Here is a 26,072-nt window from a genome sequence, read left to right on the forward strand (position 1 = left end):
CTCAGGCGCGAATGCTCAGAAACTCGGAGGTTTGGGACAGGCGCTGCAGTTGCAGCTCCTGCCAGCGGTGGCCCGCTTCATCGATATGCACGGGGCCGAAAAAGGCGGGAGAGTGCTCGGGCGCAGGCTCGGTGCGCACGAATGCGTCGGCGCTGCGCAGGCCCTGCAGGCGGTCCACGAGCAGGGCCGCATTCACTTCCAGCGCGGCATTGAACGCCAGCAGGCTGGACTCGGCCAGCGCCGGTTCGCTGCGTGTCACGCCGTGGCCCAGCAGGCTGGCCAGGTCGATCACGCCGGCCAGGGTGCCGCGCAGGTTGGCAATGCCCAGGAACCAGGGCTTTGTATAGGGCACAGGCTGCACGCCGGCCCAGGGAAAGATCTCGCCGGACTGGCCCAGCGGCATCAGGTAGTTGCGCCCGCCGGCCTGGACGGCCAGCCAGGCCGCCACCTTGACGCCTTCGCTGCGTGCGGCCTGAAGGCGGCCAGCCAGACGGGACTGCAGATCGCGCAGTGCTTCACGGTTCGCCATGGGCAGCGCACCAGATCAGTTCAGCGCCGCGATCTTGGCCTGCAGCTCGTCTGCATCCACAGGCTTGGTGATGTAGTCCCGCGCACCCTGGCGCATGCCCCAGACCCGGTCGGTCTCCTGGTTCTTGCTGGTGCACATGATGATGGGCAGGTCGGCGTACAGCGGGTCGCGCGTGATGGCACGCGTCAGTTGAAAGCCGTTCTGGCCGGGCATGACCACGTCCATCAGGATCAGGTCGGGACGGTCTTCGGCCAGGCTGCGCATGGCCTCTTCGCCATTCTCGGCCGTGCGTACCTGCAGGCCCTGCTTTTGCAGCATGTCGGACAGAAACATCAGTTCGGTCTTGGAGTCGTCCACGACCAGGACTTTGCGGATGGGCATCAAAGTGCTCCTATGGTTTGCTTGCCGAACTGCTCCACGGCCTGCAGCAGCTGGTCTTTGGTGAAGGGTTTCGTGAGGTAGTCCTGGCAGCCCACCATGCGCCCGCGCGCCTTGTCGAATACGCCGTCCTTGGACGAGAGCATGACCACAGGCGTGTCAGCAAAGCGCGCGTTGCGCTTGATGATGGCGCAGGTCTGGTAGCCGTCCAGCTTGGGCATGAGGATGTCGCAGAAGATCAGCTGGGGCTGGTAGTCGTTGACCTTGGACAGTGCGTCGAAGCCGTCGTCGGCCAGGAGCACTTCGTGCCCGCCCTGCTTGAGGAAGATTTCTGCGCTGCGGCGGATGGTATTGCTGTCATCCACCACAAGTACGCGCAAGGGTGCGCCCGATGTCGTCACTGAGAAACCTCCCGGAAATGTATGAGTCGGCGCGGGTGGTCCCGCGCTCAGATTTCGACCATCTCAAAGTCTTCTTTACGTGCTCCGCACTCGGGACAGGTCCAGTTCATGGGCACGTCTTCCCAACGCGTCTGGGGTGCGATGCCATGCTCGGGGCAGCCTTGCGCCTCGTCATAGATCCACCCGCAGATCAAGCACATCCAAGTTTTGGGGTCGGTCACAGCTTAAAGGGCCTTCACATAGAATGCAACGATTGTATCTAGTCACAACCACCCGCCACGGCCTTCGCTGGCGGGGCGCACACTGGGCTGAGCCATGGCATTGAACCCCTCCAACTCCCCCAGTCCCGACACCGAGCCGATGGACGAAACCGCGCCCGTCTGCGTGCTGGTCTTCAACGCCAGCGACCCCAGCGGGGCGGGCGGCCTGTCGGCCGATATCGCCACCATCGCCTCGGTCGGCGGCCATCCGCTGCCCGTGGTCACGGGTGCCTACGCACGCGATTCGGCCAAGATCTTCGAGCATTTTCCCTTTGACGACGAGGCCGTGGCCGAGCAGGCGCGCGCCGTGCTGGAGGACATTCCCGTGTCCGCCATCAAGGTCGGTTTCGTGGGCAGCCCGGGCAACCTGGCAGCGGTTGCCGAGATCGCCTCCGACTACCCCGACATCCCCATCGTCTGTTACATGCCCGACCTGTCGTGGTGGGAGGAAGACCCGCTCGACCAGTACATGGACGCCCTCAAGGAACTTGTTCTTCCGCAAACGTCTGTGTTGGTTGGAAGCCACAGTACGCTGTCGCGCTGGCTGCTGCCCGACTGGACCAACAGCCGCAGCCCCACGGCGCGCGACATCGCCATGGCGGCCGAGGCCCTGGAAGTGCCCTACGTGCTGGTCACCGGCATTCCCCTGCCCGACCAGTTCGTGGACAACGTGCTGGCCACGGCGCAGTCGGTGCTGGGCAACAGCAAGTACGAGATGTTCGACGCCACCTTCACCGGCTCGGGCGACACCCTGTCGGCCGCGCTGACGGCCCTGGTGGCCAGCGGCAACGACCTGGGGCTGGCCACGCAGGAGGCGCTGGAGTACCTGGACCGCAGCCTGGACAGCGGCTTTCGCCCCGGCATGGGCCACTACATCCCGGACCGCATGTTCTGGGCCCAGCCCGAGCCCGAGCCCGAGGATGAAGATGCCGAGGCCGCCGCCGAGCCCCTCGCCGAACTGGACCCCGACACCCAGGCCATCGAAGGCTTCGTGATGCCCCCTCATGACACCAAGCATTGAGGCAGGCCACCGCCTGAGCGGCTGCGCGGCTGGCACAGGCCCTTGGCTTGGCACCTCTGGCTTGTCCCCCGCACATGGCAGACTCCTGCACTATGACCACTGACCTGAATATTCCCCTGTTCGAACGCGCCAAGGCCGTGATCCCCGGCGGCGTGAATTCACCCGTGCGCGCCTTCAACGCCGTGGGCGGCACGCCGCGCTTCGTGCGCCGTGCCCAGGGCGCGCATTTCTGGGACGAGAACGCCCAGCAGTTCACCGACTACATCGGCTCCTGGGGTCCGATGATCCTGGGCCACGGCCACCCCGAGGTGATGGCCGCCGTGCAGGCCGCCGCGCTGGAAGGCTTCTCCTTCGGCGCCCCCACGGAGCGCGAGGTCGTGCTGGCCGAGAAGATCCTCTCGCTCATGCCCTCCATGGACATGGTGCGCATGGTCAGCTCGGGCACCGAGGCCGGCATGAGCGCGCTGCGCCTGGCGCGCGGCTTCACGGGCCGCAACAAGATCATCAAGTTCAACGGCTGCTACCACGGCCATGCCGACGCCCTGCTGGTCAAGGCCGGCTCGGGCCTGGCGACGTTCGGCGCCTCCTCCTCGGCCGGCGTGCCGCAGGACGTGGTCAAGGACACCGTGGTGCTGGAATACAACGACGTGGGCCAGCTCGAGGAGGCCTTCGCCCAGTTCGGCGATCAGATCGCCTGCGTGATCATGGAGCCCATTGCCGGCAACATGAACTTCGTGCGCGCCAGCGTGCCCTTCACGCGCCGCATCCGCGAACTCACGCGCGAGCATGGCGCGCTGATGGTCTACGACGAGGTGATGACCGGCTTTCGCGTGGCCCTGGGCAGCGCCCAGAGCCTGTACGCCCAGCAGATCGAAGGCTTTGCGCCCGACATCACCGTGCTGGGCAAGGTCATCGGCGGCGGCATGCCCATGGCGGCCTTCGGCGCGCGCCGCGAGATCATGGAAAAGCTCTCGCCCCTGGGCCCGGTCTACCAGGCAGGCACCCTGTCGGGCAACCCCATTGCCACGGCCTGCGGCCTCAAGACGCTGGAGCTGATCAGCGAGCCGGGATTCCACGACGCCCTGCACGCGAAGACCGGCCGCCTGATGGCCGGCTTCAAGGCCGAGGCCGACGCCGCCGGCGTGCCCTTCAGCGTGGACCACCAGGGCGGCCTGTTCGGCTTCTACCTGCTGCCCGAGCTGCCCAGCACCTGGACCGAAGTCATGAAGACCGATGGCGCACGCTTCAACCGCTTCTTCCACGGCATGCTGGAGCGCGGCCACTACTTCGCACCCGCCCTGTACGAGGCCGGCTTCGTGAGCGCCGCGCACACGGACGAGGACATCGACAAAACCATCGAAGCCGCGCGCGAAGTGTTCAAGACGCTCTGACGCTGGCCCGTACCTGCCGATCGAGCCCGCCCTTGCGGGCTCTTTTCACGTCAGGGCCGAAGAAAAGCCTGGCGCGCCTGTTCGACCTCATCGCGCACGGCACAGCCCTGCGCATGGTCGTTGACCAGGCCCATGGCCTGCATGAACGAGTAAACGGTCGTAGGCCCCACGAACTTCCAACCGAGCTTCTTCAGCTCCTTGGACAGCGCACGAGACTCGGCCGTCTCCGACACGGGCCCCGAAGCCTGCACAGGCTCCGGCGCATGGCGCCAGAAGAAGGCCGACAGCGAGCCTTGCGCCTCCACCATCTCCAGCGCCCGCTGCGCGTTGTTGATCACGGCCTCGATCTTGCCGCGATGCCGCACGATGCCCGCATCGCCCAGCAGCCGCAGCACATCGCCCTCGGTGAAGCGCGCGACATGGTGGAAGTCGAAGCCGGCAAAGGCCGCGCGGAAGTTCTCGCGCTTGTTGAGGATGGTCAGCCAGCTCAGGCCGGACTGGAAGCCTTCGAGGCTGAGCTTCTCGAACAGGCGCCGGTCGTCGGTGACGGGAAAGCCCCATTCACGGTCGTGGTAGGCCAGGTAGCTGTCCGTGGCCGCGCACCAGTGGCAGCGCGGCCGGCCGTCGGGGGCGGTGAACAGGCGGGACATGGTCAGGATTTCCCGGGTTCGGGAGAAGGGAGGGACAGCAGCCAGGCCGCCATCTGCAGGGATTGCGCCGTATCGATGTGCGGGTGGCGCGGCATGATGGCGCGGCCCCATTCGCCGGCCCCGCCCTCGCGGATCTTGCGCGCCAGGTAGTCGGCGGCATCTTCGCGGCCCCGGTAGCGGCCGGCGATCTGCTGGAAGGACGGGCCCACGTAGTGGCGCACCAGGCCGTGGCAGCGCAGGCAGTCATTGCCTTCCACCAGGGCCTTGCCGGCGGCCAGCTGCGCGTCGGCTGTCACGGCAGCTGCGGCCGCCGCCGTGGTGGCCCCGACAGCCGGCCCGCGCATGATGCGCCAGCCGATGTTGAAGACACCCAGCGCCACCAGCAGCATGAAGACCACGAGCGCCCAGCCCAGCCAGCGGGGCCGCTGGGGGGCGTCGTCGCCCTCGTCGTCTGCGCCAGGAGGCAGTTGGCCGGCCATCAGTGGCGGAAGTGGCGCACGCCGGTGAAGACCATGGCCACGCCGCGCTCGTTGGCGGCGTCAATGACTTCCTGGTCGCGCATGGAGCCGCCGGGCTGGGCCACGCAGGTGGCGCCTGCGTCAACGACCACGTCCAGGCCGTCGCGGAAGGGGAAGAAGGCATCGCTGGCCACGACCGTGCCCTGCAGGCTCAGCTTGGCGGCCTCGGCCTTGATGGAGGCGATGCGCGCCGAGTCCAGGCGGCTCATCTGGCCTGCGCCCACGCCCATGGTCATGCCGTTCTTGCAGAACACGATGGCATTGCTCTTGACGTACTTGGCGACCTTCCAGGCGAACAGCAGGTCCTGCAGTTCTTCGGGCGTAGGCTGCTTGACGGTGACGACCTTGAGGTCGGCCAGGGCCAGCTCATGGTTGTCGGCGGTCTGCAGCAGCAGGCCCGAGCCGACGCGCTTGGCGTCCACGGCGTTGCGGCCCTGGTCCCAGGCGCGCTCGCCGCCGGCCGGCAGGGCGATCTTCATGAGGCGCACATTGACCTTGGGCTTGAAGATTTCCAGCGCCTCGGCCGTGAAGTCGGGGGCCATCAGCACCTCGACGAATTGCTTGACCACGGCCTCGGCCGCCGCCTTGTCCACCGTGCGGTTGAAGGCGATGATGCCGCCGAAGGCGCTGGTGGGGTCGGTCTGGAAGGCCTTGGCATAGGCTTCGTGCGCGTCCTTGCCCACGGCCACGCCGCAGGGGTTGGCGTGCTTGACGATCACGCAGGCGGGCTGCTCGAAGCTCTTGACGCATTCCCAGGCGGCATCGGCGTCGGCGATGTTGTTGTACGACAGCTCCTTGCCCTGCAGCTGCTCGCCCGTGACCAGGGAGCCGGGGGCCGGATACAGGTCGCGGTACAGGGCGGCCTGCTGGTGGCTGTTTTCGCCGTAGCGCAGGTCCTGCACCTTGGTGAAGTGGCCGTTGCTCTGGCCGGGGAAGGCGCTGCGCTCTGGCACGTAGGCTTCGGAGAGCTTGTCGTCCTCGAACTTCACGCTGGACAGGTAGTCGCTAATGGCGCCGTCGTATTGGGCAATGCGGTTGAAGGCGGCCACGGACAGCGCAAAGCGCAGCTTGTCGGACAGCTTTCCGTTGGCCTTGAGTTCACCCAGCACGGCCTCGTACTGGCCGGCATCGGTGATCACGCCCACGTCGGCCCAGTTCTTGGCGGCAGAGCGCACCATGGCAGGGCCGCCGATGTCGATGTTCTCGATGGCGTCGGCCAGCGTGCAGCCGGCCTTGGCCACGGTGGCCTCGAAGGGGTAGAGGTTCACCACCAGCAGGTCGATGGTGTCGATGCCGTGCTCCTTGAGGGCCGCCATGTGGGCGGGCAGCTCGCGGCGCGCCAGCAGGCCGCCGTGGACCTTGGGGTGCAGGGTCTTGACGCGGCCGTCCAGCATCTCGGGGAACTGGGTGACTTCGGCGACCTCGGTCACGGGCAGGCCGGCCTCGGCCAGCAGCTTGGCGGTGCCGCCGGTGGACAGCAGCTTGATGCCCAGGGCGTGCAGGCCTTGGGCGAATTCGACAATACCGGTCTTGTCAGAGACGGAGAGCAGGGCGTTCATGGGCGTCGGTGCAGGGAGTTTGAAAAAAGGGGAATTCGTGCCGCTCAGAGCATGTCGTGCTCAAGCAGCTTCTTGCGCAGCGTGTTGCGGTTCAGGCCCAGCCAGTCGGCGGCGCGGGACTGGTTGTTGTCGGCCTGGCTCATCACCACTTCCAGCAGCGGCTTTTCGACCAGGTGGATCAGCATGTCGTACATGCCATTGGGCTTTTCGCCGTCGAGATCGCGGAAGTACCCCTCCAGGCTTTCACGCACGCATTGTTCGATGTTCTGGTTGCTCATACTGTCATTCCTGCGGGCTCTGCGAATTCGGCGCTTGTGGCGCCGGCATCGATGGCGGCTGGTATCCGGTCCATCTGCGCGCCCAGGGCGTCCAGATAGTCGGCCACGGCCTGCCATTGCACCGCGCAGTCCTCGATGGTGTTGATGTGTTGTCTGAATGCCTCGCCGCCCGGCAGGCTGCGCAGGTACCAGGCGATGTGCTTGCGCGCACTGCGCACGCCGGTGCCTTCGCCGTACAGGCTGTAGTGGTCCTGCAGATGCTCCAGCAGCAGCCGGCGCAGCTCGGCCACCAGGGGCGGGGCCATGTGCTCGCCCGTGGCCAGGAAGTGCGCGATCTCGCGGAAGATCCACGGCCGGCCCTGGGCGGCGCGGCCGATCATCACGGCATCGGCGCCCGTGTAGGCGAGCACGTCGCGCGCCTTCTCGGGGCCGGTGATGTCGCCATTGGCCACCACGGGCACGCGCACCGCCGCCTTGACGGCAGCGATGGTGTCGTACTCGGCAAAGCCCTTGTAACCCTGCTCGCGCGTGCGGCCGTGCACGGTGAGCATCTGTATGCCCACCTCCTCGAAGCGGCGGGCCAGCACCACGGCGTTCCTGTGCGCGTCGCACCAGCCGGTGCGCATCTTCAGCGTGACGGGCACGCCGTGCGGGGCGCAGGCCTCTACCACAGCCTGGGCAATCTCCACGGCCAGGGCCTCGTTCTGCATCAGGGCCGAGCCGGCCCATTTGTTGCAGACCTTCTTGGCCGGGCAGCCCATGTTGATGTCGATGATCTGGGCGCCACGGTCCAGGTTGTAGCGCGCGGCCTCGGCCATCATCTCGGCGTCCGTGCCCGCGATCTGCACCGCGATGGGTCCGGGCTCGCCTTCATGGTTGGCGCGGCGCGAGGTCTTGAGGCTGTTCCACAGGTCCTTGCGCGAAGTCACCATCTCGCTGACCGCATAGCCCGCACCCAGGGCCTTGCACAGCTGGCGGAACGGCCGATCCGTCACCCCCGCCATGGGGGCGACGAACAGGCGGTTGGCCAGGGCATGGGGGCCTATGGACAGGGGAAGGGAGGACATCGGGAAAGCCGGAGAAAACGCGCGCGCCGATCACAAAACGGGCGGCAACGAAGGACCAAGATTGTACCTGCCCAAATTTTCAGCAGGGCTAAAACCGGGCCGTCAAGGCGGCCAAGCGGCGAAAACAAGACAGCGCAGCGGTTTCATGGTGTGGGAACGAAGGTGCGCACCTGGCCCGGAACGGCCTGCAGCCCGTAGGCGTCGAGCCGGCCCTGCCACCAGCGGCGGTTGAATTGCACGTCAGGAGAGACCTGGTCGTCGGGCATGGGACGCAGGCCGACCTTCTGCAGCCCGGCTTTCTGCTGCCCAGCCTCAAGCCCCAGGTCCAGCGCCTCGCCGTCGGCCAGCGGGCCGCGCACCACGGCCATGGCCTTGCGCCCGTCGGTCACCCAGGCGTCCAGCACCAGGGCCGGGCGGAGCTCGGGACCGGCCAGGCTCACGCAGCCTTGCAGACGCGGCTCCAGGCCCAGAGGCTCCAGCTCGCGCTGCAGCTGCTCCAGCCTGTCGGCCACGGCCGGGTCCGGCAGGGTGCAGCCCTTGGCCTGCAGCGCCTTGCCCCAGGCCGAGGTCGGTGCGGCCTGCTGGGTCGGTGGCGCCTGGGCAGCGGCCTGTGCCACCACGGTGGTGTCCTTGCCTGGCGATGGCTGCAACGCGGCGCAGCCGGCCAGGCCGGCTGCTGCCATTCCCAATGCCGCCCATCCCGCCCATCCCGCCCATCCTGCAATCCGCCCTGTCTGCATGACGCCCCCTGTTCTTTGTGGTTCCGGACCAGGCCCCACGATAGCTTCAGGCCGACAAGGCGTCAGCCAGCGCAGACCTACACTTGGCAGCACCTATGGAAGTCTGGATGCATCAATTGCTGGGCTGGCTGGCGCTGCCGCAGTTCGGCCTCAGCACCGTGTTCATCGTGGCCCTGATCTCGGCCACGCTGCTGCCGCTGGGCTCGGAGCCTGCGGTGGTCGGCCTGCTCCAGCTCAATCCCGACCTGTTCTGGCAGACGGTTTTCGTGGCCACGGCCGGCAATACGCTGGGCGGGGCCATCAGCTGGTGGATGGGCCTGGGCGCGCACAAGGCCTGGCGCGCGGCACGCGAGCGGCGGCTGGCCGGGCTGCCGCCTGAACGGGCCAAGCCGCCGCGCAATCTGTCACGCCACGAGCGCCGCGCCCGCGTCTGGCTGCGCCGCCTGGGCGCCAAGGCCTGCCTGCTGAGCTGGCTGCCCGTGGTGGGCGATCCGCTGTGCGCCGTGGCCGGCTGGCTGCGCCTGCCGTTCTGGCCCTGCGTGTTCTACATGGCCATCGGCAAGTTCCTGCGCTATGTGGTGATGACGGTGGTGCTGCTGCAGCTGCTGCCGGCCTCCTGGGCCAGCTGAGGCCGAAGCCCCCCACCGAAGCCCTCCCCTTTTGCGATCTACGCCTGCGGCTCACGCGCCCAGGGCGCCAGCGCGAAATGCGCGGCCAGGAAATCAATGAGCGCCTGCACGCGCGCCGGCCGGGCGCGCCCCGGCGGCGTGACGATGTGCAGGGCGATGGAGGGCACCTGCCAGTCGTCCATGCAGGTCTGCAGCGCACCCGATTGCAAATCTTCCCAGGCCAGGAATTCGGGCTGCAGGGCCAGGCCCAGCCCGGCGCGCAGGGCCGGCGCCAGGCCCTCGGCATTGTTCACGCGCATGGCCGTGGGAACGACCTGGGCGAACTCGCCGCGGCGCGCATGCACGAAGCGCCAGGCCTCGCCCAGGCGGCTGTGCACATAGCGCAGCGCCCGGTGCTGCGCCAGCTCGCGCGGATGGGTGGGGCGGCCGTGGCGCTCGAAGTATTCGGGTGAGCCCACCAGCAGCAGGCGCACCGTGCACAGGCGCCGCGCCAGCAGGCTGGAGTCGGGCAGCGAGGAGATGCGCAGCGCGATGTCGAAACCCTGGGCCACGACGTCGATCAGCTCGTCGCTGAAGTGCAGGTCCAGCGTGACTTCCGGGTGCTCGGCCATGAAGGCGGGCACGGCCGGCGCCAGGTGCGAGATGCCGAACGACATGGGCGCCGCAATGCGGATGGGGCCGCGCAGGCTCTTGGACTGCTCGCTGATCTCGGCCTCCACGGCCTCGCCCTCGGCCAGGATGCGCGCGGCCCGCTCCAGAGAGGCCTGGCCGCCGGCCGTCAGCGACATGCGCCGCGAGGTGCGGTGCAACAGGCTGGTCTTGAGCCGCGTCTCCAGCCGCGTGATGGCCTTGGAGATGGTGGGCTGGGAGACGCCCAGCTCGGCGGCGGCCTTGGCAAAGGAGCCCGTCTCGGCCACCTTGGCGAAGACGGCCCAGGCTTCGAGGTCAGGAAGTCTTGGCATGAAAGTTTTGGAATAGATGTCTTTGCATATTTTCTATTCTCTTCTTGATCGGCAAAACATAAAGTTCATCCATCGCAACACACAACGCAGCAGGAGAACACCATGATCGAACGCCGTCCCTTCCAAGCCCTTGGCGGTGCCAACCACGGCTGGCTCGATGCCAAGCACCACTTTTCCTTCGCCGGCTACCACGATCCGGCCCGCATGGGCTGGGGCGCGCTGCGGGTGTGGAACGACGACACCATCGCCGCCGGCACGGGTTTCCCGCCCCATGCCCACGCCAACATGGAAATCATCACCTATGTCCGTGAAGGCGCCATCACCCACCAGGACAGCCTGGGCAACAAGGGCCGCACCGAAGCCGGCGATGTGCAGGTAATGAGCGCGGGCACCGGCATCCGCCACTCGGAATACAACCAGGAAAAGGGCACGACGCGGATCTTCCAGATCTGGATCATGCCCGACGAGCGCGGCCAGCAGCCCCCGTCCTGGGGTGCCAAGCCCTTCCCCAAGGGCGAGCGCTCGGGCAGCTTCGTGGCCCTGGCCAGCGGCCTGCCCGGTGACGAGGACGCCCTGCCCATCCTCACCGCCGCCCGGGTGCTGGGCGCCACGCTCAAGGCCGGCGAGAGCACGGAGTACCGCATCGGCCGCGACCGCCTGGGCTACCTGGTGCCGGCCAGCGGCTCGGTGCAGATCGACGGCGTGACGCTGCAGGAGCGCGACGGCGCCGCCATCAGCGACGTCGAGACCCTGCGCGTCACGGCCCTGACCGACGCCGAGCTGGTGCTCGTCGACACGGCGCGCTGAAGCGCCCTTGCCGCCCCGGCTCCGGCCGGGGCCCACCTGCCCCAACTGTCTTTCCGAATTTCCGCTGTCCCTTCCTTCACCCAACCCACTGCCTCACAGGAGATCACCATGACCGACCGCAAGTACCTCGAAGTCCTGACCCCCGCCAACAGCCAGATCATCTTCATCGACCAGCAGCCCCAGATGGCCTTCGGCGTGCAGTCCATCGACCGCCAGGTGCTCAAGAACAATGTGGTGGGCCTGGCCAAGGCGGCCAAGGCCTTCGACATTCCCGCCACCATCACCACGGTGGAGACGGGCAGCTTCTCCGGCCACACCTATCCCGAACTGCTGGCCGTGTTCCCCGAGCACAGGCTGCTGGAGCGCAGCTCCATGAATTCCTGGGACGACCAGAACGTGCGGGATGCGCTGGCCGCCAACGCCGCCCAGGGCCGCAAGAAGATCGTGGTCTCCGGCCTGTGGACCGAGGTGTGCAACACCACCTTCGCCCTGTCGGCCCTGCATGACACGGACTACGAGATCTACATGGTGGCCGACGCCTCGGGCGGCACGTCGCTGGACGCCCACAACTACGCCATGGACCGCATGGTGCAGGCCGGCGTGGTGCCCGTGACCTGGCAGCAGGTGCTGCTGGAATGGCAGCGCGACTGGGCCCGCCGCGAGACCTATGACGCGGTGATGGACATCGTGCGCGAGCATTCCGGCGCCTACGGCATGGGCGTGGACTATGCCTACACCATGGTGCACAAGGCCGCCGAGCGCGTGCAGCATGGCGAGACCGTGGGCCCGAACCCCGCCAAGGCCTGAGCACCAGCGCCGCCGCCGGCCCGCCAAAGGAGTCTCGCCATGAAGCTCTATGCACTTTCCCTGGGGGCCGGCCTGCTGGTCGGCGTGGTCTACAGCCTGCTGCAGGTGCGCTCGCCCGCACCGCCGCTGGTGGCCCTGGTCGGCCTGCTGGGCATCCTGGCCGGCGAGCAGATCGTGCCCGTGGGCCGGCACCTGCTGCAGGGCATGGACCTGCGCAGCGCCTGCAGCAAGACGCAGGCCACCGAGCATGTGCTGGGCGAGTTGCCCGGTCGCAAGAGCACCGATGCCGATCGGCAGCACGGCTGACCTCTCCCCAAACCTTCAAGAAAACTGCACCATGACCACGCGCAGAAAAGTCCTGGGCTCCGCAGCCACCCTTGCCATGGGTGGACTGCTGGGTTGCACCACCAACGCTCGCCAAGGAGCCTCCATGTCCGATTCCACGCCCGAAGTCGTCTTCCACAACGGCCGCTTCACCACCCTGAACAAGGCCCAGCCCACGGCCACCGCCGTGGCCGTGAAGGACGGCCGGTTCATCGCCGTGGGCTCGGACGCCGAGGTGCTGGCCCTGGCCGGCAGCGGCACGCGCCGCATCGATCTGCAGCGCCGCAGCGTGCTGCCCGGCCTGTTCGACAACCATACGCACGTGATTCGCGGCGGCCTGAATTTCAACCTGGAGCTGCGCTGGGACGGCGTGCGCTCGCTGGCCGATGCGCTGGACATGCTCAAGCGCCAGGTGGCCAACACGCCCGCGCCGCAGTGGGTGCGCGTGGTCGGCGGTTTCACCGAACACCAGTTCGTGGAAAAGCGCCTGCCCACCATCGAGGAGATCAACGCCATCGCGCCCGACACGCCGGTGTTCCTGCTGCACCTGTATGACCGCGCCCTGCTCAACGCGGCCGCCCTGCGCGCCGTGGGCTACACCCGCGACACGCCCGAGCCCGCCGGCGGCGAGATCACGCGCGATGCCAACGGCAACCCCACGGGCCTGCTGCTGGCCAAGCCCAACGCCACCATCCTCTATGCCACGCTGGCCAAGGGTCCCAAGCTGCCGCTGGACTACCAGGTCAACTCCACGCGCCACTTCATGCGCGAACTCAACCGCCTGGGCGTGACCGGCGTCATCGATGCGGGCGGCGGCTTCCAGAACTACCCCGACGACTACGAGGTGATCCAGAAGCTCAGCGAGGCCAACCAGATCACCGTGCGCCTGGCCTACAACCTGTTCACGCAAAAGCCCAAGGAGGAGAAGGCCGACTTCCTGAAGTGGACGCAGAGCGTGAAATACAAGCAGGGCAACGACTATTTCCGCCACAACGGCGCGGGCGAGATGCTGGTGTACTCGGCCGCCGACTTCGAGGACTTCCGCCAGCCGCGCCCCGACATGCCGCCCAGCATGGAGGGCGACCTGGAGGAAGTGGTGCGCGTGCTGGTGCAGAACCAATGGCCGTGGCGCCTGCACGCCACCTATGACGAGACCATCTCGCGCGCGCTCGATGTGTTCGAGAAGGTGCACCGCGACACGCCCATCGACGGCCTGAACTGGTTCTTCGACCATGCCGAGACCATTTCGGACAAGTCCATCGACCGCATTGCGGCCCTGGGCGGCGGCGTGGCCGTGCAGCACCGCATGGCCTACCAGGGCGAGTATTTCACCGAACGCTACGGCGCACGCGCCACCGAGGCCACGCCGCCCGTCAAGAAGATCCTGGAGCGCGGCGTGAAGACCTCGGCCGGCACGGACGCCACGCGCGTGGCGTCCTACAACCCCTGGGTGTCGCTGTCGTGGATGGTGACGGGCAAGACCGTGGGCGGCCTGCAGATGTACCCCCAGCGCAACCTGCTGGACCGCGAGACCGCGTTGCGCATGTGGACCGAGAACGTGGCCTGGTTCTCCAACGAGGAAGGCCTGCGCGGCCGCATCCAGGTGGGCCAGCTGGCCGACATGATCGTGCCCAGCAAGGACTATTTCGCCGTGCCCGAGGACGAGATCTCCTTCCTCACCTCCGACCTCACCGTGGTGGGCGGCCGCGTGGTCTATGGCGCAGGCCCCTTCCAGCAGCATGACGACAACCCGCTGCCGCCGGCCATGCCCGACTGGTCGCCCGTGCGGCGCTTCGGCGGCTACGGCGCCTGGGGCGAGCCCGAGGGCGCGGGCAGGAACTCGCTCAACCCCGCGCGCTACCGCAGCCTGGCGGCGGCCTGCGGCTGCGGCACCAGCTGCGGCATGCACGGCCACAGCCATGCCGACGCATGGGCCTCGAACGTGCCGACCTCGGACCCCCGAAGCTTCTTCGGCGCGCTGGGCTGCTCCTGCTGGATGGCCTGAGGAGCAAGGCCATGTCCATCGATTCCAAGCCGTCTGCCCCAGCTGTTGCCGGCAGTTCCTCCGGCAGCTTCGCGCCGCTGCGACAGCCCGTGTTCGCCGTGCTGTGGGCGGCCACGGTGCTGGGCAATATCGGCAGCTTCATGCGCGATGTGGCCAGCTCCTGGATGGTGACCGAGCTGTCGGCCAGCCCGGCCGCCGTGGCCCTGATCCAGACGGCGGCCACGCTGCCCATCTTCCTGCTGGCGATTCCGGCCGGCGTGCTGTCCGACATCCTGGACCGCCGCCGTTTCCTGATCGGCATCCAGATCCTGCTGGCCGCCGTCAGCGCCAGCCTGCTGCTGCTGGCACGCACCAACACGCTGACCGTGGAGTACCTGGTGGCGCTGACCTTCGTGGGCGGCATAGGCGCGGCGCTGATGGGGCCGACCTGGCAGTCCATCGTGCCCGAGCTGGTGCCGCGCAGCGACCTCAAGAACGCGGTGGCGCTGAACTCGCTGGGCATCAACATCGCACGCGCCCTGGGCCCTGCGGCCGGCGGCCTGCTGCTGGCCAGCTTCGGCGCGGCGGCGGCCTATGGCGCGGACGTGGCCAGCTATGTGTTCGTGATCGCCGCGCTGGTCTGGTGGAAGCGCCCCAAGGCCGAGGCCTCGGCCCTGAATGAGCAGTTCTTCGGCGCCTTCCGCGCAGGCCTGCGCTATGCCCGCTCCAGCCGCGAGCTGCATGTGGTGCTGCTGCGCGCCGCCGTGTTCTTCCTCTTCGCCAGCTCGGTCTGGGCCCTGCTGCCGCTGGTGGCGCGGCGCATGCTGGGCGGCTCGGCAGGCTTTTACGGCGTGATGCTGGGCGCCGTGGGCGCAGGCGCCATCCTGGGCGCGCTGGTGCTGCCGCGCCTGCGCAAAAGGCTGGATGCCGATGGCCTGGTGCTGCTGTCCTCCGTGCTCAGCGCCGCCGTGATGGCCGCGCTGTCCACCGCGCCGCCGCAATGGGCCGCCGTGCTGCTGATGCTGGTGCTGGGCCTGGGCTGGATCATTGCGCTGACCACGCTCAACGGCGTGGCCCAGGCGGTGCTGCCCAACTGGGTGCGCGGCCGCGGGCTGGCCATCTACCTGATGGTGTTCAACGGCGCCATGGCGGGCGGCAGCCTGGCCTGGGGGCTGTTTGCACAGGGCGTGGGCATTCCCACGGCGCTGCTGATCGGCGCGGCGGGCCTGGTGGCCATCTCGCTGGTGTTCCACCGCATCAAGCTGCCCACGGGGGAGGCGGACCTGCAGGCCTCCAACCACTGGCCCGAGCCGCTGCTGGCCGAACCGGTGGCCCATGACCGTGGCCCGGTGATGATCCAGGTGGAGTACCAGGTGCGCCGCCAGGACCTGCCGGCCTTCATCGAGGCCATGCAGCATGTGGCACGCGAACGCCGCCGCGATGGCGCCTATGCCTGGGGCATTGCCGAGCACACGGGCGAGCCGGGCCGGGTGATCGAGTGGTTCCTGGTGGAGTCCTGGGCCGAGCATCTGCGCCAGCACCAGCGCGTGTCCAGGGCCGATGCCGATCTGCAGGCCCAGGCGCTGCGCTTTCACATCGGCCCCGGGCGGCCCGTGGTCCACCACTTCCTGGCGCTGGATGCCGCCAGTGCCGCAAGCGGGCCTGCGCAGGCACCGGCGCACGGCCACGCCCACTGAAGCGTTGCGGCAGGCCGGCCCCTGGCCTGCGCCCGGCCTGCCAGGACACCTCAGCGGATATCCAGCCGCTCCAGCGCACGCACCAGGTCGGCCAGCGTGCGCACCTGCATCTTGCGCATGGCCTGGCTGCGGCGCACCTTGACCGTGATTTCGCTCACACCCAGGTCTGCCGCGATCTGCTTGTTCAGCAGGCCGCGCACCACGCCCACGACCACTTCCTGCTCGCCGGGCGACAGCGATTGCCAGCAGGCGCGCAGCGCCTGTTCGCCGGCCTCCAGCGCGCGGCGCTGGCGGTCCAGGGCAATGCCCTGCTGGATGGCGTCGAGCAGGTCCTGGTCGCGGAAGGGCTTGGTCAGGAACTCGATGGCGCCGGTCTTCATGGCCTCCACGCTCATGGGAATGTCGCCATGGCCGGTGATGAAGATGGTGGGCAGCTTCAGGCCCAGCTCCAGCATCTGGCGCCGGAAGTCCATGCCGCTTTGCCCAGGCATGCGGATGTCCAGCACCAGGCAGGCCGGCCCCTGCGGCGGCTGCCGCTGCCAGTGGTCCAGAAACTCGCGCGTGGCGCCGAAGGCGCGCACGCACAGGCCCACCGAGGCCAGCAGGTCCTCGATGGCTGCGCGCACCGAGGCGTCGTCATCGACGATGTAGACAAGTGCCTCGGCTTCGGCCGTGGAAGGTTCAGCCATGGCGCAATCCCGTGGAAGACCTGTCGCCCGTGGCCGGGGCGCAGGCGATGGTGACGTGAAAAGCCGTGCCCCCGCGCCCGTCCTCGCGGTCCGTGGCCCAGATGCGGCCGCCGTTGGCCTCGGCCATGTGGCGGCAGATGTTCAGGCCCAGGCCCATGCCGTCGGGCTTGGTGGTCCAGAAGGCGTCGAACAGGTGGGTGCGGGCCAGGGGCGACAGGCCTTCGCCCGCATCGGCCACGGTCAGCACCAGCTGCTGGCCCAGGGCCTGCGTGGCGATGGCGATGCGCCGCTGCGCGGCCGGTGTGTGCTGCATGGCGTCCACGGCATTGAGCAGCAGGTTGGCCAGCACCTGCTGGATCTGCACGCGGTCGGCCCAGGCCGGCTGCAGCGCGGTCGCCAGCTGCAGGTCCAGGGCCACGCCGCGCCGGTCCAGCTCTGCGACGGACAGGCGGGCCATTTCGCGCACGGCCTCGTTGAGGTCGAAGGACTGCCGGCTGGGTGCGTCTCCGCGTGCCATGCTGCGGATGCGGGCGATGACATCGCTGGCGCGCTGCGCATCGCCCAGGATGCGCTCCAGCGCCTGGCCGGCCTTGGCGAGGTTGGGCGGCTCCTGGGCCAGCCAGCGCTGGCAGGCGTTGCCGCTGGTGACGATGGCCGCCAGCGGCTGGTTGACCTCATGGGCGATGGAGGCCGTCAACTGCCCCAGGCTGGTGGCCTGGGTGATGCGCAGCAGCTGGGTGCGCGCCGCATGGGCCGCGTTCTGGGCCGCCACCATCTTCAGGCCCAGATAGGCCGTGATGGCAATGGCCAGGATGCTGATCACCATGTTGATCAGTCCGGTGCGATAGGCACCGGCAGGCGTGAGCGCAAAGCTGGCCAGGGTCAGCACGATGCACAGCGCCGTGAGGCCGATGACCACGCGCGGGCTGAACCAGCGCACCGCCACCAGGATGATGGCGGTGTGGAACACGGCGGCCGCCACGGCGTAGTCGGTCAGCGTGTCCAGCGCGAAGATCGCGGCCATGGCGACGCCCATGGCCGCCAGGATCAGGGCCCGGGGCCAATGGGGAAAGCGGCGCAGAGCGGTGGTCATGGCGTGCAGGGCTGCGATGAGGGCGTGTCGATTGTGTCGCAAGATGCCCTGCCCTCCCGCGCTCAAAGCGCGGGCCGGCGGCCCACGCTCAGTTGGAGCTCCACCGTGGCCTTGGCCAGCTCGGTCTCTGCCTCCAGCGATCCCAGGTAGGCCTCGTCGGCCGAGCGCTGGGCGGACAGCAGCTCCAGCAGCGAAGCCTCGCCATGCCGGTAGGACAGGCGCATGCCTTCGAGCACGCGCTGCGCATCGCGCAGCACGCCGTCGCGGTAGCGCTGCACGTTCTCGCGCGCGGCGCTCAGGCGAAAGCGGGCGGCGCGCACATCGGCCTCGGCCCGGTTCTGGGCCTGCTGCAGGGCCAGCATGGCCTGGGTGACGGCCGCCTCGGCCTGCACCAGGTCGCCCCGGTCCAGGCGCGACAGCGGCAGCGGCACGCTGACCGAGACCGACAGCGTGCGCGAGCGCCCGCCGCCATCGAAGGGATTGCCCTGGGCGTCCGTGCCACCGGCCGTGGCGGGCACGGCGGCCATGCCCACGGCCAGCGTGGGATTGACCCAGCGGTTGGCCCGGGCCAGGCCCGCGTTGTCGCGCGCATGCTCCAGCGCCGCCTGGGCGATGCGCACCTCGGCGCGCGACTGCAGGGACTGGGCGACCAGGGCATCGGCATCCTCCGGTCCCGAGTCTTCGGCCAATTCCATGAAGCCGCATTGCAGCGTGTCGCTGGCAAAGACTTCGGACAGGCGGCGCCCCAGCGGGACGGACAGCGCCAGCCGCGCGGTCTGCGCCTCGGCGCGCGCCTGCACCACCTCGGCCTGGAAGCGGTCGCGCTCCACGCGCGACTGCAGCCATTCCACGCCGCCGATGTCGCCGGCCTTGCGCCGCAGCTCGTTGGCCTGCACCACATCGTCCAGCGCCTTCAGCGTCTGCTGCTTGCGCTCCAGCGCCATCGAGTCGCGGCAGGCCTGGGTGTAGTCCTGGGCGGCATCGGAGAACAGCTGGCTGCGCACGCCTTCAAGGCCGGCCTCGGACAGGCGCACCTGGCTGCGTGCGGACTGAATGCGTGCGGCGCGCTTGCCGCCCGTCTCCAGCTCCATGCTGATCTCGTAGTTGCGCGTGGTGGGCCGGGGCTGGCCCGTGCGCACCTGCTCGCGCGAGGCGCCTAGCGTGAGGCTGGGGTCGGGGCGTATGCCGGCGATGCCGATGCCGGCACGCGCGGATTCCACGCCCTGCTCCTCCGAGCGCAGCAGCGGGCTGTGCTGCTCCACGGCGTTGAGGTAGTCGGAAAAGCGCAGGCCGGCGGACGGCGCCGTCTGCGCCTGCGCTGCGGCGCCAAGGCACAGCAGCAGGGCCAGGGCCTGCCTGGGGAAGAAAGGGGTCGTTTGCATGGCGACTCGCATCAATGGGGTTGGCTCGTTGCGGTGCGATGCCCGCCCTCGTCCTCGGCGGCATCCGGATCACCGCTCTCACCGCGTTCAGCGGCGCGGCGCTGGCGGCGCTCGGCCGCGCGGGCGGCACGGGCCTCGATCACGTAGTAGAGGTTGGGCAGCAGCAGCAGGGTCAGCAAGGTGGCGCTGAACAGGCCGCAGACCACGACGGTGGCCAGGGGCCGCTGCACGTCGCTGCCCAGGCCCGTGGCCAGCATGGCCGGCGTGAGGCCGAAGGCCGCGACGGTGGCCGTCATCAGCACGGGGCGCATGCGGCTGGAGGCGCCTTCGAGCACGGCTTCGCGCAGGCCCAGGCCGTCCTCGCGGCGCAGCCGGTTGATCTGCGAGACCATGAGCACGCCCGAGAGCACGGCCACGCCGAACAGCGCGATGAAGCCCACGGCGCTGGAGACGTTGAGCGTCATGCCGCGCAGGTGCAGGCCCGCAAAGCCGCCGATCATGGCCAGCGGCACCACGCCCAGCACCAGCAGCGGCTGGCGCAGGTTGCCGAACTCGCCGAACAGCAGCACCAGCATGATGCCCAGCGTCAGCGGCAGGATCATGAGCAGCCGCGCCTCGGCACGCTGCAGGTTCTCGAACTGGCCGCCCCACTCGATGTGCAGCTTCTGGCGGTCGTAGTCCAGGTGCTGGTCGATGGCGGTGTGCGCATCCTTGAGGAAGCCCGCCAGGTCGCGGCCACGCACATTGAGCTTGACGAGGATGTGGCGCTCCCCGCCCTCGCGCACGATGACGCTCTGGCCCACGGTGGTGGTGATGCGCGCCACGTCGGCCAGCGGCACCTGGGCGCCATTGGCGGCCGACAGGCGCAGCGCGCCGATGGCCTCGGGGCTGCTGCGCGTGTCGGGCGTGAAGCGCACGGCCATGTCGTAGCTGCGCTCGCCCACGTACAGCTGGCCGATGGAGGCCCCGCCCACGCCGGTGGAGATGAGTTGCGCCACCTCGGAGGCATTGATGCCGTAGCGCGCGGCAGCGGCGCGGTCCAGCGCAATGCGCAGGTTGGGCAGCGGCGGCTCCACGTCCACGGCCACGTCGGCCGCGCCGGGCACTTTCTCCAGCACGGCCACCAGGGCATCGGCGACGCTCCGGTCCTCGGCCAGGTCCTGGCCGAAGACCTTCACCGTGAGGTCGCTGTGCGCGCCCGACAGCTTGTCCTGCACGCCGTCGATCATGGGCTGCATGAAGCCCACGGAATAGCCGGGCAACTGGTCGAAGCGCGCGGCCATCTTCGCGATCAGCTGCTGCTTGGTCAGGCCCGACTTCCATTCGCCATAGGGATGCAGGCCCACGCTGGCCTCGATGTGCGAGGGCGTCCAGTAGTCGGTGCCGTCATCGTTGCGCCCGGTCTGGGTGACGATGTAGGAGACCTCGGGGAACTCCAGCGCGGCGCTGCGCAGCGCGTCGGCCATGTCGCGCGCCTTGTCCAGCGTGATGCCGGGCGGCATCTGCACCTGCAGCCAGATGGAGCCTTCGTCCAGGTACGGCAGGAAGTCGCGGCCCATGGTGCCGGCCAGCACGCCCAGCGCCAGCAGCGAGGCCGCCACGGCCCCCGCCAGCCAGCGCACGCGGCCCACGGCCGCGCCCAGGAAGCGGTCATAGCCCACGCCCAGCCGGTGCAGCACGGGGTTGTGGAAGATCCTGCGCGGCCTGCGGAAGGCCAGCCAGGCCAGGGCCGGCGTGAGCAGCAGGGCCACGGCCAGCGCCCCCACCAGGGCCGCGCCCACGGCGCTGGCCATGGGCGAGAACAGCTTGTACTCGATGCGCTCGAAGGCGAACAGCGGCAGGTAGGCGGCCGCGATCACGCACATGCCGAAGAAGATGGGCCGCGCCACCTGCAGCGTGGCCGTGATGGCGTCCCTGGGCGTGAGCGGCCGGTTCTGGTCGGCCTCGCGGCGCCGCAGGATGTTCTCGACCACGACCACGGCCCCGTCCACCAGGATGCCGAAGTCGATGGCGCCCAGCGACAGCAGGTTGGCCGGAATCTTCGCGTGGTGCATGAAGATGAAGGCCAGCAGCAGCGCCATGGGAATGGTCAGCGCCACGATCAGCGCCGCGCGCGGGCTGCCCAGGAAGACCAGCAGCACCAGGGTCACGACGATCAGGCCTTCGGCCAGGGTCTTGCCCACGGTGTGGGTGGTGCGCTCGATCAGCGTGGTGCGGTCCAGGTAGGGCACGACCTTCACGTCGGGCGGAAGCAGCTTGCCGTTGAGCTCCTCCACGGCGGCGTGGATGCCCTCCAGCGCCTGCGAGGGGTTGGAGCCCTTGAGCAGCAGCACGATGCCCTGCAGGGTGTCGGAGTTGCCGTCCTTGCCCAGGATGCCGCGCCGCTCCACGTTGCCGTAGGTCAGCCGCCCCAGGTCCTTGACCAGCACGGGCGTGCCGCTGTCCGTGGTCTTGACGACCACGTTGCCCATGTCGTCCAGCGAGCCCAGCAGGCCCACGCCGCGCACCACATAGGAGACATCGCCCCGGTCGATGACGCTGCCGCCGCCGCTGGCGTTGTTGGCATTGATGGCCTCGATCACCTGGGACAGCGCCAGCCCGTACTGCAGCAGCCGCGCGGGGTCCAGTTCCAGCATGAACTGCGTGGTCAGGCCGCCGAAGTTGGTCACGTCCACCACGGACTGGGCCTTCTTCAGGCGCGGGATCACCACCCACTGCTGCAGCTCGGACAGCTCGCGCAGGCTGCGCACCGGGCTTTCCAGCGTGTAGCGGTAGACCTCGCCCGTGGGCGAGCTGTAGGGGTCCAGCCCGGCGCGGGCACCATAGGGCAGCGTGACCTCGTCGATGCGCTCCTTCAGGCGCTGGCGCGCCCAGTAGCCGTCCACGCCGTCCTCGAAGACCACGGTGATCAGCGACAGCGCGAACAGGCTGCGCGAGCGCAGCACGTGCATGCCGGGCGTGGCCAGCAGGGCGCGCTCCAGCGGGATGGTGATCTGCTGCTCGATCTCCTCGGCCGCAAGGCCTGGCACCTGGGTGACGATCTGCGAGGTCACGTCGGCAATGTCGGGATAGGCCTCCAGCGGCAGCTGCTTCCAGCTGAACACGCCATACAGGGCCGCGAAGCAAAAGACCAGCCACACCACGCCGCGGCGCGAAAAGCCGATGTTGACGATGCGCTCGATCATTGCAGCAGCACTCCCCCGTTGACCACCACGCGCTCGCCGGCCGCCAGGCCCGAGAGGATCTCGGCCTGGCCGTCCTGCTGCGCGCCGACCTGCACGTCGCGCGGCTCGAAGCGCCAGCCGCCCTTGTCCACGAAGACGCGCGTGCTGACCTGGCCCTGCAGCAGGGCCGCGGCCGGCACCATCACGGCCTGGCGCGCCGGGGCGTCGAAGCCCACGCGCGCAAACATGCCGGGGCGCAGCCGCCCTTCGGGGTTGTCCACGGCCACGCGCACCTTGACGCTGCGCGTGGCGGTGTCCACCAGCTCGCCCACGTACTGCACGCGGCCCTGCAGCTGCAGGTCGGGATAGGCGGCCAGCGCGATGTGGGCCTGCTGGCCCACGTCCACATGGGCCAGGTCGCGCTCGCTGACGCTGGCGCTGAGCCAGACCTTGCGCAGGTCGGCCACGGTCATGACGGAGGCATTCACATCGTTCCAGTAGCCGCCCTGCGAGCCCGCCATCTCGACCACGCGGCCGCTGATGGGCGACTTGACCACGTAGCTGCCGCGCGAGCCTTCCTGCACGGCCGCACCCAGCTGGGACAGATGATCGGAGGCGGCGCGCGCATCGGCACCTGCTGCGGCCAGCGACTGCTGCGCGGCCTCGTAATCCTTGCGCGCGGCGATCTCGGCATCGAACAGCAGCTTCTGGCGGTCGAATTCCTGGCGCGCGTGCAGCAGCGCGGCCTGGGCCTTGGCGTGCTCGGCACGCACGCTGGAGATCTCGGAGGAGTCCATGGTGATCAGCGCATCGCCGGCCTTCACCGCATCGCCCAGCTGGTGGTGCAGGCGCACCAGGCGGCCCGCCACGGGCGGCGTGATGCGGACCAGCTTTTCAGGCTCGGCCTCGATGGTGGCGGGGGCCGACAGGCGGGTCTGCAGCGGCTGCAGCGCGATCTCGGCCACCTGCAGGCGCTCGCGCAGCGGCGAGCCTTCGGGCACCACGATGAGGTTGCCTTCGCGGCGCACGGGAGCCGGCTGCGGGGCGGCGGTGGCGGGGGTTGCTGCTGCAGCCGGGGTTTCGGCCGGGCCGTTGCAGGCGGCCATGGCCACGCTGATCAGCAGCCCGCCCATAGGCCAGGCGGCCGCCAGCAAGGGATGGCGCTGGTGCAGGCCATGGGGTCGGCCATGGGGTCGGCCTGGTCGTTCAGAAGCGAGAAAGCGGGTCATCCTGAGGTCTCCGGGCGCCACGGACCCGCGCAGACCTCTCGCCCCTTCAGGCGATCACAGGCCTCCGCCCGGGTCCGGGCAGATCAAGAAATGGAAGAAGGGAAAGGCGGAAAGAGGCGGCGCGGCAGCGCCTGGCAGGATCGGGATCGGAATCAGGATCGGGGTCCATGGGGTACTCCTTTGCGTGTGGGTGGCGCAGTCCCCGTGCAGGCCGGGAGCCCTGTTTGCTGCAGTGCAATATGTGCCCGGAATTATCAAAGGCGAAAGTGCCTGCGGCCAGCCTTTGTTGGGAAGGCTGGCCTGTTCATTGGTGGATGCGGGATATACCTTCGTATAGAAGATGGCCGGCACAAGGGCCCCTCGGCCTGGCCTGGCCCGGCCCAGCCCGGCCCGGAAAGCAAAAAGCCGCCAGCGCGGAGCGGGCGGCTTGCGGGCGATGGCCTGCGGGAAAGCTCAGTCCACTTTCAGGCCGATGGCTTTCACCAGTTCGCCGAAGCGCTCGCGCTCGGTGGCGTGGTGGTCGATGAAGGCCTTGCGGCTCAGGGGCGCGGGCGTGGCGCCCAGGGTGAGGATGACGTCGTTGACGTTCTTTTGCTCCAGCGCCTTGGCCACGGCAGTGCGAACGGCCTCGATCACCGATTCGGGCGTGCCCGTGGGCGCGTAGATGCCGAACAGCGTGTCCGCATCAAAGCCCGGCAGGCCGCTTTCGGCCAGCGTGGGCACGTTGGGGTACTGCGGCGAGCGGTGCGGGCTGCCGATGGCCAGCAGGCGCAGCTTGCCCGCCTCGACCTGCTTGAGGCCCGGACCCGGGTCGAACCAGAACTGCAGCTGCCCGCTGAGCACGTCGCTGAGCGCCGGGCCCGCGCCCTTGTAGGGGGCGTGCACGGCATCGACGCCGGCCATCCGCTTGAACATCTCGCCTGCCAAATGCGGCGAGCTGCCCTGGCCCGGCGAGCCGTAGGACAGCTTGCCGGGGTTGGCCTTCAGGTGCTTGATGAACTCGGCCACGTTGGTGGCGGGCACGGCGGGATTGGTCTCCAGGAACACATGCACGCGCGCCACGGCAGCCACGGGCGTCAAGTCCTTTTCGGGATTGAAGGCCAGCTTGCTGTAGATCATCGGGTTGATGGTGATGGCCCCGCCCGAGCTGAGCAGCAGCGTGTAGCCATCCTTGGGCGCGCGCACGGTTTCGCTGATGCCGATGTTGCCGCCCGCGCCGGGCTTGTTGTCCACCACCACCGACTGGCCCAGCACCTGGGACATGGTGGGCGTGATGGCGCGCGCCAGCACATCGGCCGCGCCGCCGGGCGCGAAGTTCACGACCAGGCGCACGGGGCGCTCGGGCCATTTGTCGCCGGCCTTCTGCGCCAGCGCAGGGACCGAGGCCGTCGCGCCCAGCAGGGCCAGCAGGCCCAGGCGGCGCCAGCGGCTGAAGGGATTTGTCTTGTGCATGAGCTATGTCTCCTTGGGTTATGAGTTCTTGAAAACGGTGAGGGCGCCTGAAGCAGCAGCGGCGCTACGGTCAATCCAGCCGTATGCCCGCCGACTCGATGACCTGGCCCCAGCGCCGGCTTTCGCTGCGCCAGTAGTCACGCATCTGGGCGGGCGTGCCGGGCAGCGGCTCCAGCGACAGCGCCTCGAAGCGCGCCAGCACGGCAGGCGAGCGCAGCGCCTGCTGCAGCGCCACGGACCAGGCCTGCACGGTGGCGTCGTCCGTGCCGGCCGGCGCCACCAGGCCCTGCCATGCATGGGCCTCGAAATCCTTCACGCCCTGCTCGGCCAGCGTGGGCACGCCCGGGTGGCTCTTGAGACGCTCGGCGCTGGCCACGCCGATGACGCGCAGCTTGCCGGCCGCAATGTGCTGGGCCGCCGCCGCGCTGTCGGCCAGCATGAAGGGGATCTGGCCGCCGATCACATCGATCAGGGCCGGCCCCGCGCCACGATAGGGCACATGGGACATCTTCACGCCCAGGCGCTGGGCCAGCAGTTCGGTGGCCAGGTGGTGGGGCGTGCCCAGGCCCGGGCTGCCATAGCTGACGGGGCCGGGCTGGGCCTTCACCCACTGCGTGAACTCCTGCAGGTTGTGCACCGGCAACGGGTTGCCGACCACGAGGAACAGCGGAAAGCGCGCCAGCAGGCCGATGGGCACGAAGTCCTTCTCGGCGTTGTAGGCCAGCTTGCGAAACAGGTGGGGGTTGGCCGCCAGCGTGGCGAAGTCGGCCGTGAAGACCAGGCTGCCCAGCTCGCGCGTGCGCGCCGCGTATTCGGCGGCGATGTTGGTGCCTGCACCGGGCTTGTTCATGACGACCACGGTGCGGCCCAGGGCCTTGCCCCAGACTTCGGCCACGCCGCGCGCCACGGCGTCCGAGCCGCCGCCTGCGGCAAAGCCCACCACCCATTCGATGGGCTTGCCGGTCTGGGCGTGTGCCGTGCCCATGCCCAGCAGGGGCGGGGCGCCTATGGCCAGTGCGGCCTTGAGTGCTTGTCTGCGCAGCATCTTGTCTCCTTCTTGT

General features: G+C 68.9%; 26 protein-coding genes. 8 read left to right on the forward strand and 18 right to left on the reverse strand.

Annotation, left to right across the window (positions count from 1 at the left end):
- Position 1 precedes the first annotated feature (1 nt).
- Genes HFGMBDPB_RS04965 through HFGMBDPB_RS04980 form a run of 4 tightly spaced genes read right to left on the reverse strand, consistent with a single transcriptional unit; the run spans position 2 to position 1,508 of the window.
- Positions 2-529 (reverse strand): chemotaxis protein CheW, encoded by a 528-nt coding sequence (locus tag HFGMBDPB_RS04965; protein ID WP_016447935.1) that lies wholly within the window; start codon positions 527-529, stop codon positions 2-4.
- 15 nt (positions 530-544) lie between these two features.
- Positions 545-910: a response regulator gene (locus HFGMBDPB_RS04970; protein WP_016447936.1), complete on the reverse strand. Its 366-nt coding sequence runs from the start codon at positions 908-910 to the stop codon at positions 545-547.
- Complete coding sequence (locus tag HFGMBDPB_RS04975) at positions 910-1,308, reverse strand: response regulator (RefSeq protein ID WP_016447937.1); 399 nt, start codon at positions 1,306-1,308, stop codon at positions 910-912. Before HFGMBDPB_RS04975 ends, HFGMBDPB_RS04970 begins: the two co-directional genes overlap by 1 nt.
- Positions 1,309-1,355: 47 nt before the next feature.
- Positions 1,356-1,508 (reverse strand): rubredoxin, encoded by a 153-nt coding sequence (locus tag HFGMBDPB_RS04980; protein ID WP_017406135.1) that lies wholly within the window; start codon positions 1,506-1,508, stop codon positions 1,356-1,358.
- A 115-nt stretch (positions 1,509-1,623) separates the two neighbouring features.
- On the opposite strand from HFGMBDPB_RS04980, the gene thiD reads away from it, so the two are divergent.
- A complete protein-coding gene (gene thiD / locus HFGMBDPB_RS04985; protein WP_212645011.1) occupies positions 1,624-2,589 on the forward strand; it encodes a bifunctional hydroxymethylpyrimidine kinase/phosphomethylpyrimidine kinase in 966 nt (321 codons plus the stop codon).
- A 74-nt stretch (positions 2,590-2,663) separates the two neighbouring features.
- On the forward strand, positions 2,664-3,980 hold the full coding sequence (gene hemL, locus HFGMBDPB_RS04990; protein WP_370690594.1) for a glutamate-1-semialdehyde 2,1-aminomutase: 1,317 nt from the start codon (positions 2,664-2,666) through the stop codon (positions 3,978-3,980).
- Between the two features lie 50 nt (positions 3,981-4,030).
- On the opposite strand, the gene HFGMBDPB_RS04995 is transcribed toward hemL, so the two are convergent.
- The 6 genes from HFGMBDPB_RS04995 to HFGMBDPB_RS05020 all read right to left on the reverse strand — a co-directional run bounded on the left by HFGMBDPB_RS04995 (position 4,031) and on the right by HFGMBDPB_RS05020 (position 8,792).
- Complete coding sequence (locus HFGMBDPB_RS04995; protein WP_212645012.1) at positions 4,031-4,630, reverse strand: DNA-3-methyladenine glycosylase I; 600 nt, start codon at positions 4,628-4,630, stop codon at positions 4,031-4,033.
- Positions 4,631-4,632: 2 nt separating this feature from the next.
- Complete coding sequence (locus HFGMBDPB_RS05000) at positions 4,633-5,109, reverse strand: c-type cytochrome (protein WP_017406137.1); 477 nt, start codon at positions 5,107-5,109, stop codon at positions 4,633-4,635.
- The gene (purH, locus tag HFGMBDPB_RS05005; protein ID WP_017406138.1) at positions 5,109-6,707 is read right to left on the reverse strand and encodes a bifunctional phosphoribosylaminoimidazolecarboxamide formyltransferase/IMP cyclohydrolase; all 1,599 of its coding nucleotides are present in this window, start codon (positions 6,705-6,707) and stop codon (positions 5,109-5,111) included. Before purH ends, HFGMBDPB_RS05000 begins: the two co-directional genes overlap by 1 nt.
- A gap of 44 nt (positions 6,708-6,751) precedes the next feature.
- On the reverse strand, positions 6,752-6,985 hold the full coding sequence (locus HFGMBDPB_RS05010; protein ID WP_016447943.1) for a Fis family transcriptional regulator: 234 nt from the start codon (positions 6,983-6,985) through the stop codon (positions 6,752-6,754).
- The gene (gene dusB / locus HFGMBDPB_RS05015) at positions 6,982-8,052 is read right to left on the reverse strand and encodes a tRNA dihydrouridine synthase DusB (protein ID WP_017406139.1); all 1,071 of its coding nucleotides are present in this window, start codon (positions 8,050-8,052) and stop codon (positions 6,982-6,984) included. Before dusB ends, HFGMBDPB_RS05010 begins: the two co-directional genes overlap by 4 nt.
- A 143-nt stretch (positions 8,053-8,195) precedes the next feature.
- Positions 8,196-8,792, reverse strand: a complete 597-nt coding sequence (locus HFGMBDPB_RS05020; RefSeq protein WP_212645013.1) for a hypothetical protein — start codon at positions 8,790-8,792, stop codon at positions 8,196-8,198.
- A 107-nt stretch (positions 8,793-8,899) separates the two neighbouring features.
- Between HFGMBDPB_RS05020 and HFGMBDPB_RS05025 the strand changes: the two genes are divergently transcribed.
- Positions 8,900-9,421: a YqaA family protein gene (locus tag HFGMBDPB_RS05025; protein ID WP_016447946.1), complete on the forward strand. Its 522-nt coding sequence runs from the start codon at positions 8,900-8,902 to the stop codon at positions 9,419-9,421.
- Positions 9,422-9,459: 38 nt separating this feature from the next.
- On the opposite strand, the gene HFGMBDPB_RS05030 is transcribed toward HFGMBDPB_RS05025, so the two are convergent.
- A complete protein-coding gene (locus tag HFGMBDPB_RS05030; protein WP_016447947.1) occupies positions 9,460-10,383 on the reverse strand; it encodes a LysR family transcriptional regulator in 924 nt (307 codons plus the stop codon).
- Positions 10,384-10,485: 102 nt separating this feature from the next.
- Between HFGMBDPB_RS05030 and HFGMBDPB_RS05035 the strand changes: the two genes are divergently transcribed.
- The 5 genes from HFGMBDPB_RS05035 (at position 10,486) to HFGMBDPB_RS05055 (ending at position 16,002) form a co-directional block, all read left to right on the forward strand.
- A complete protein-coding gene (locus HFGMBDPB_RS05035; RefSeq protein WP_212645014.1) occupies positions 10,486-11,190 on the forward strand; it encodes a pirin family protein in 705 nt (234 codons plus the stop codon).
- A 108-nt stretch (positions 11,191-11,298) separates the two neighbouring features.
- Positions 11,299-11,997 (forward strand): hydrolase, encoded by a 699-nt coding sequence (locus HFGMBDPB_RS05040; protein WP_016447949.1) that lies wholly within the window; start codon positions 11,299-11,301, stop codon positions 11,995-11,997.
- 39 nt (positions 11,998-12,036) lie between these two features.
- A complete protein-coding gene (locus HFGMBDPB_RS05045) occupies positions 12,037-12,303 on the forward strand; it encodes a XapX domain-containing protein (protein ID WP_016447950.1) in 267 nt (88 codons plus the stop codon).
- A gap of 124 nt (positions 12,304-12,427) precedes the next feature.
- On the forward strand, positions 12,428-14,326 hold the full coding sequence (locus HFGMBDPB_RS05050) for an amidohydrolase (protein ID WP_212645015.1): 1,899 nt from the start codon (positions 12,428-12,430) through the stop codon (positions 14,324-14,326).
- A gap of 11 nt (positions 14,327-14,337) precedes the next feature.
- A complete protein-coding gene (locus HFGMBDPB_RS05055) occupies positions 14,338-16,002 on the forward strand; it encodes an MFS transporter (protein ID WP_212645016.1) in 1,665 nt (554 codons plus the stop codon).
- 50 nt (positions 16,003-16,052) lie between these two features.
- Here the strand turns inward: HFGMBDPB_RS05055 and HFGMBDPB_RS05060 are convergent, their stop codons facing one another.
- The 7 genes from HFGMBDPB_RS05060 to HFGMBDPB_RS05090 all read right to left on the reverse strand — a co-directional run bounded on the left by HFGMBDPB_RS05060 (position 16,053) and on the right by HFGMBDPB_RS05090 (position 26,056).
- Positions 16,053-16,691, reverse strand: coding sequence for a response regulator transcription factor (locus HFGMBDPB_RS05060; protein WP_212645017.1), 639 nt, complete (start codon positions 16,689-16,691; stop codon positions 16,053-16,055).
- Positions 16,684-17,784 carry a sensor histidine kinase gene (locus HFGMBDPB_RS05065; protein WP_212645018.1) on the reverse strand — a complete coding sequence of 367 codons (1,101 nt, stop codon included), beginning with the start codon at positions 17,782-17,784 and terminating at the stop codon, positions 16,684-16,686. The genes HFGMBDPB_RS05060 and HFGMBDPB_RS05065 overlap by 8 nt, the downstream gene beginning before the upstream one ends.
- A 62-nt stretch (positions 17,785-17,846) precedes the next feature.
- Complete coding sequence (locus HFGMBDPB_RS05070; protein WP_212645019.1) at positions 17,847-19,166, reverse strand: TolC family protein; 1,320 nt, start codon at positions 19,164-19,166, stop codon at positions 17,847-17,849.
- A gap of 11 nt (positions 19,167-19,177) precedes the next feature.
- Positions 19,178-22,351, reverse strand: coding sequence for an efflux RND transporter permease subunit (locus HFGMBDPB_RS05075; RefSeq protein WP_212645020.1), 3,174 nt, complete (start codon positions 22,349-22,351; stop codon positions 19,178-19,180).
- Positions 22,348-23,559 carry an efflux RND transporter periplasmic adaptor subunit gene (locus tag HFGMBDPB_RS05080; RefSeq protein WP_212645021.1) on the reverse strand — a complete coding sequence of 404 codons (1,212 nt, stop codon included), beginning with the start codon at positions 23,557-23,559 and terminating at the stop codon, positions 22,348-22,350. The genes HFGMBDPB_RS05075 and HFGMBDPB_RS05080 overlap by 4 nt, the downstream gene beginning before the upstream one ends.
- A 453-nt stretch (positions 23,560-24,012) precedes the next feature.
- Positions 24,013-25,011, reverse strand: coding sequence for a Bug family tripartite tricarboxylate transporter substrate binding protein (locus HFGMBDPB_RS05085; protein WP_126312465.1), 999 nt, complete (start codon positions 25,009-25,011; stop codon positions 24,013-24,015).
- 70 nt (positions 25,012-25,081) lie between these two features.
- The gene (locus HFGMBDPB_RS05090) at positions 25,082-26,056 is read right to left on the reverse strand and encodes a Bug family tripartite tricarboxylate transporter substrate binding protein (protein ID WP_160851978.1); all 975 of its coding nucleotides are present in this window, start codon (positions 26,054-26,056) and stop codon (positions 25,082-25,084) included.
- Positions 26,057-26,072: the final 16 nt, after the last annotated feature.

It is taken from the genome of Delftia sp. PE138, assembly GCF_018320755.1.
GTDB classification, from domain to species: Bacteria; Pseudomonadota; Gammaproteobacteria; order Burkholderiales; family Burkholderiaceae_C; genus Comamonas; species Comamonas tsuruhatensis.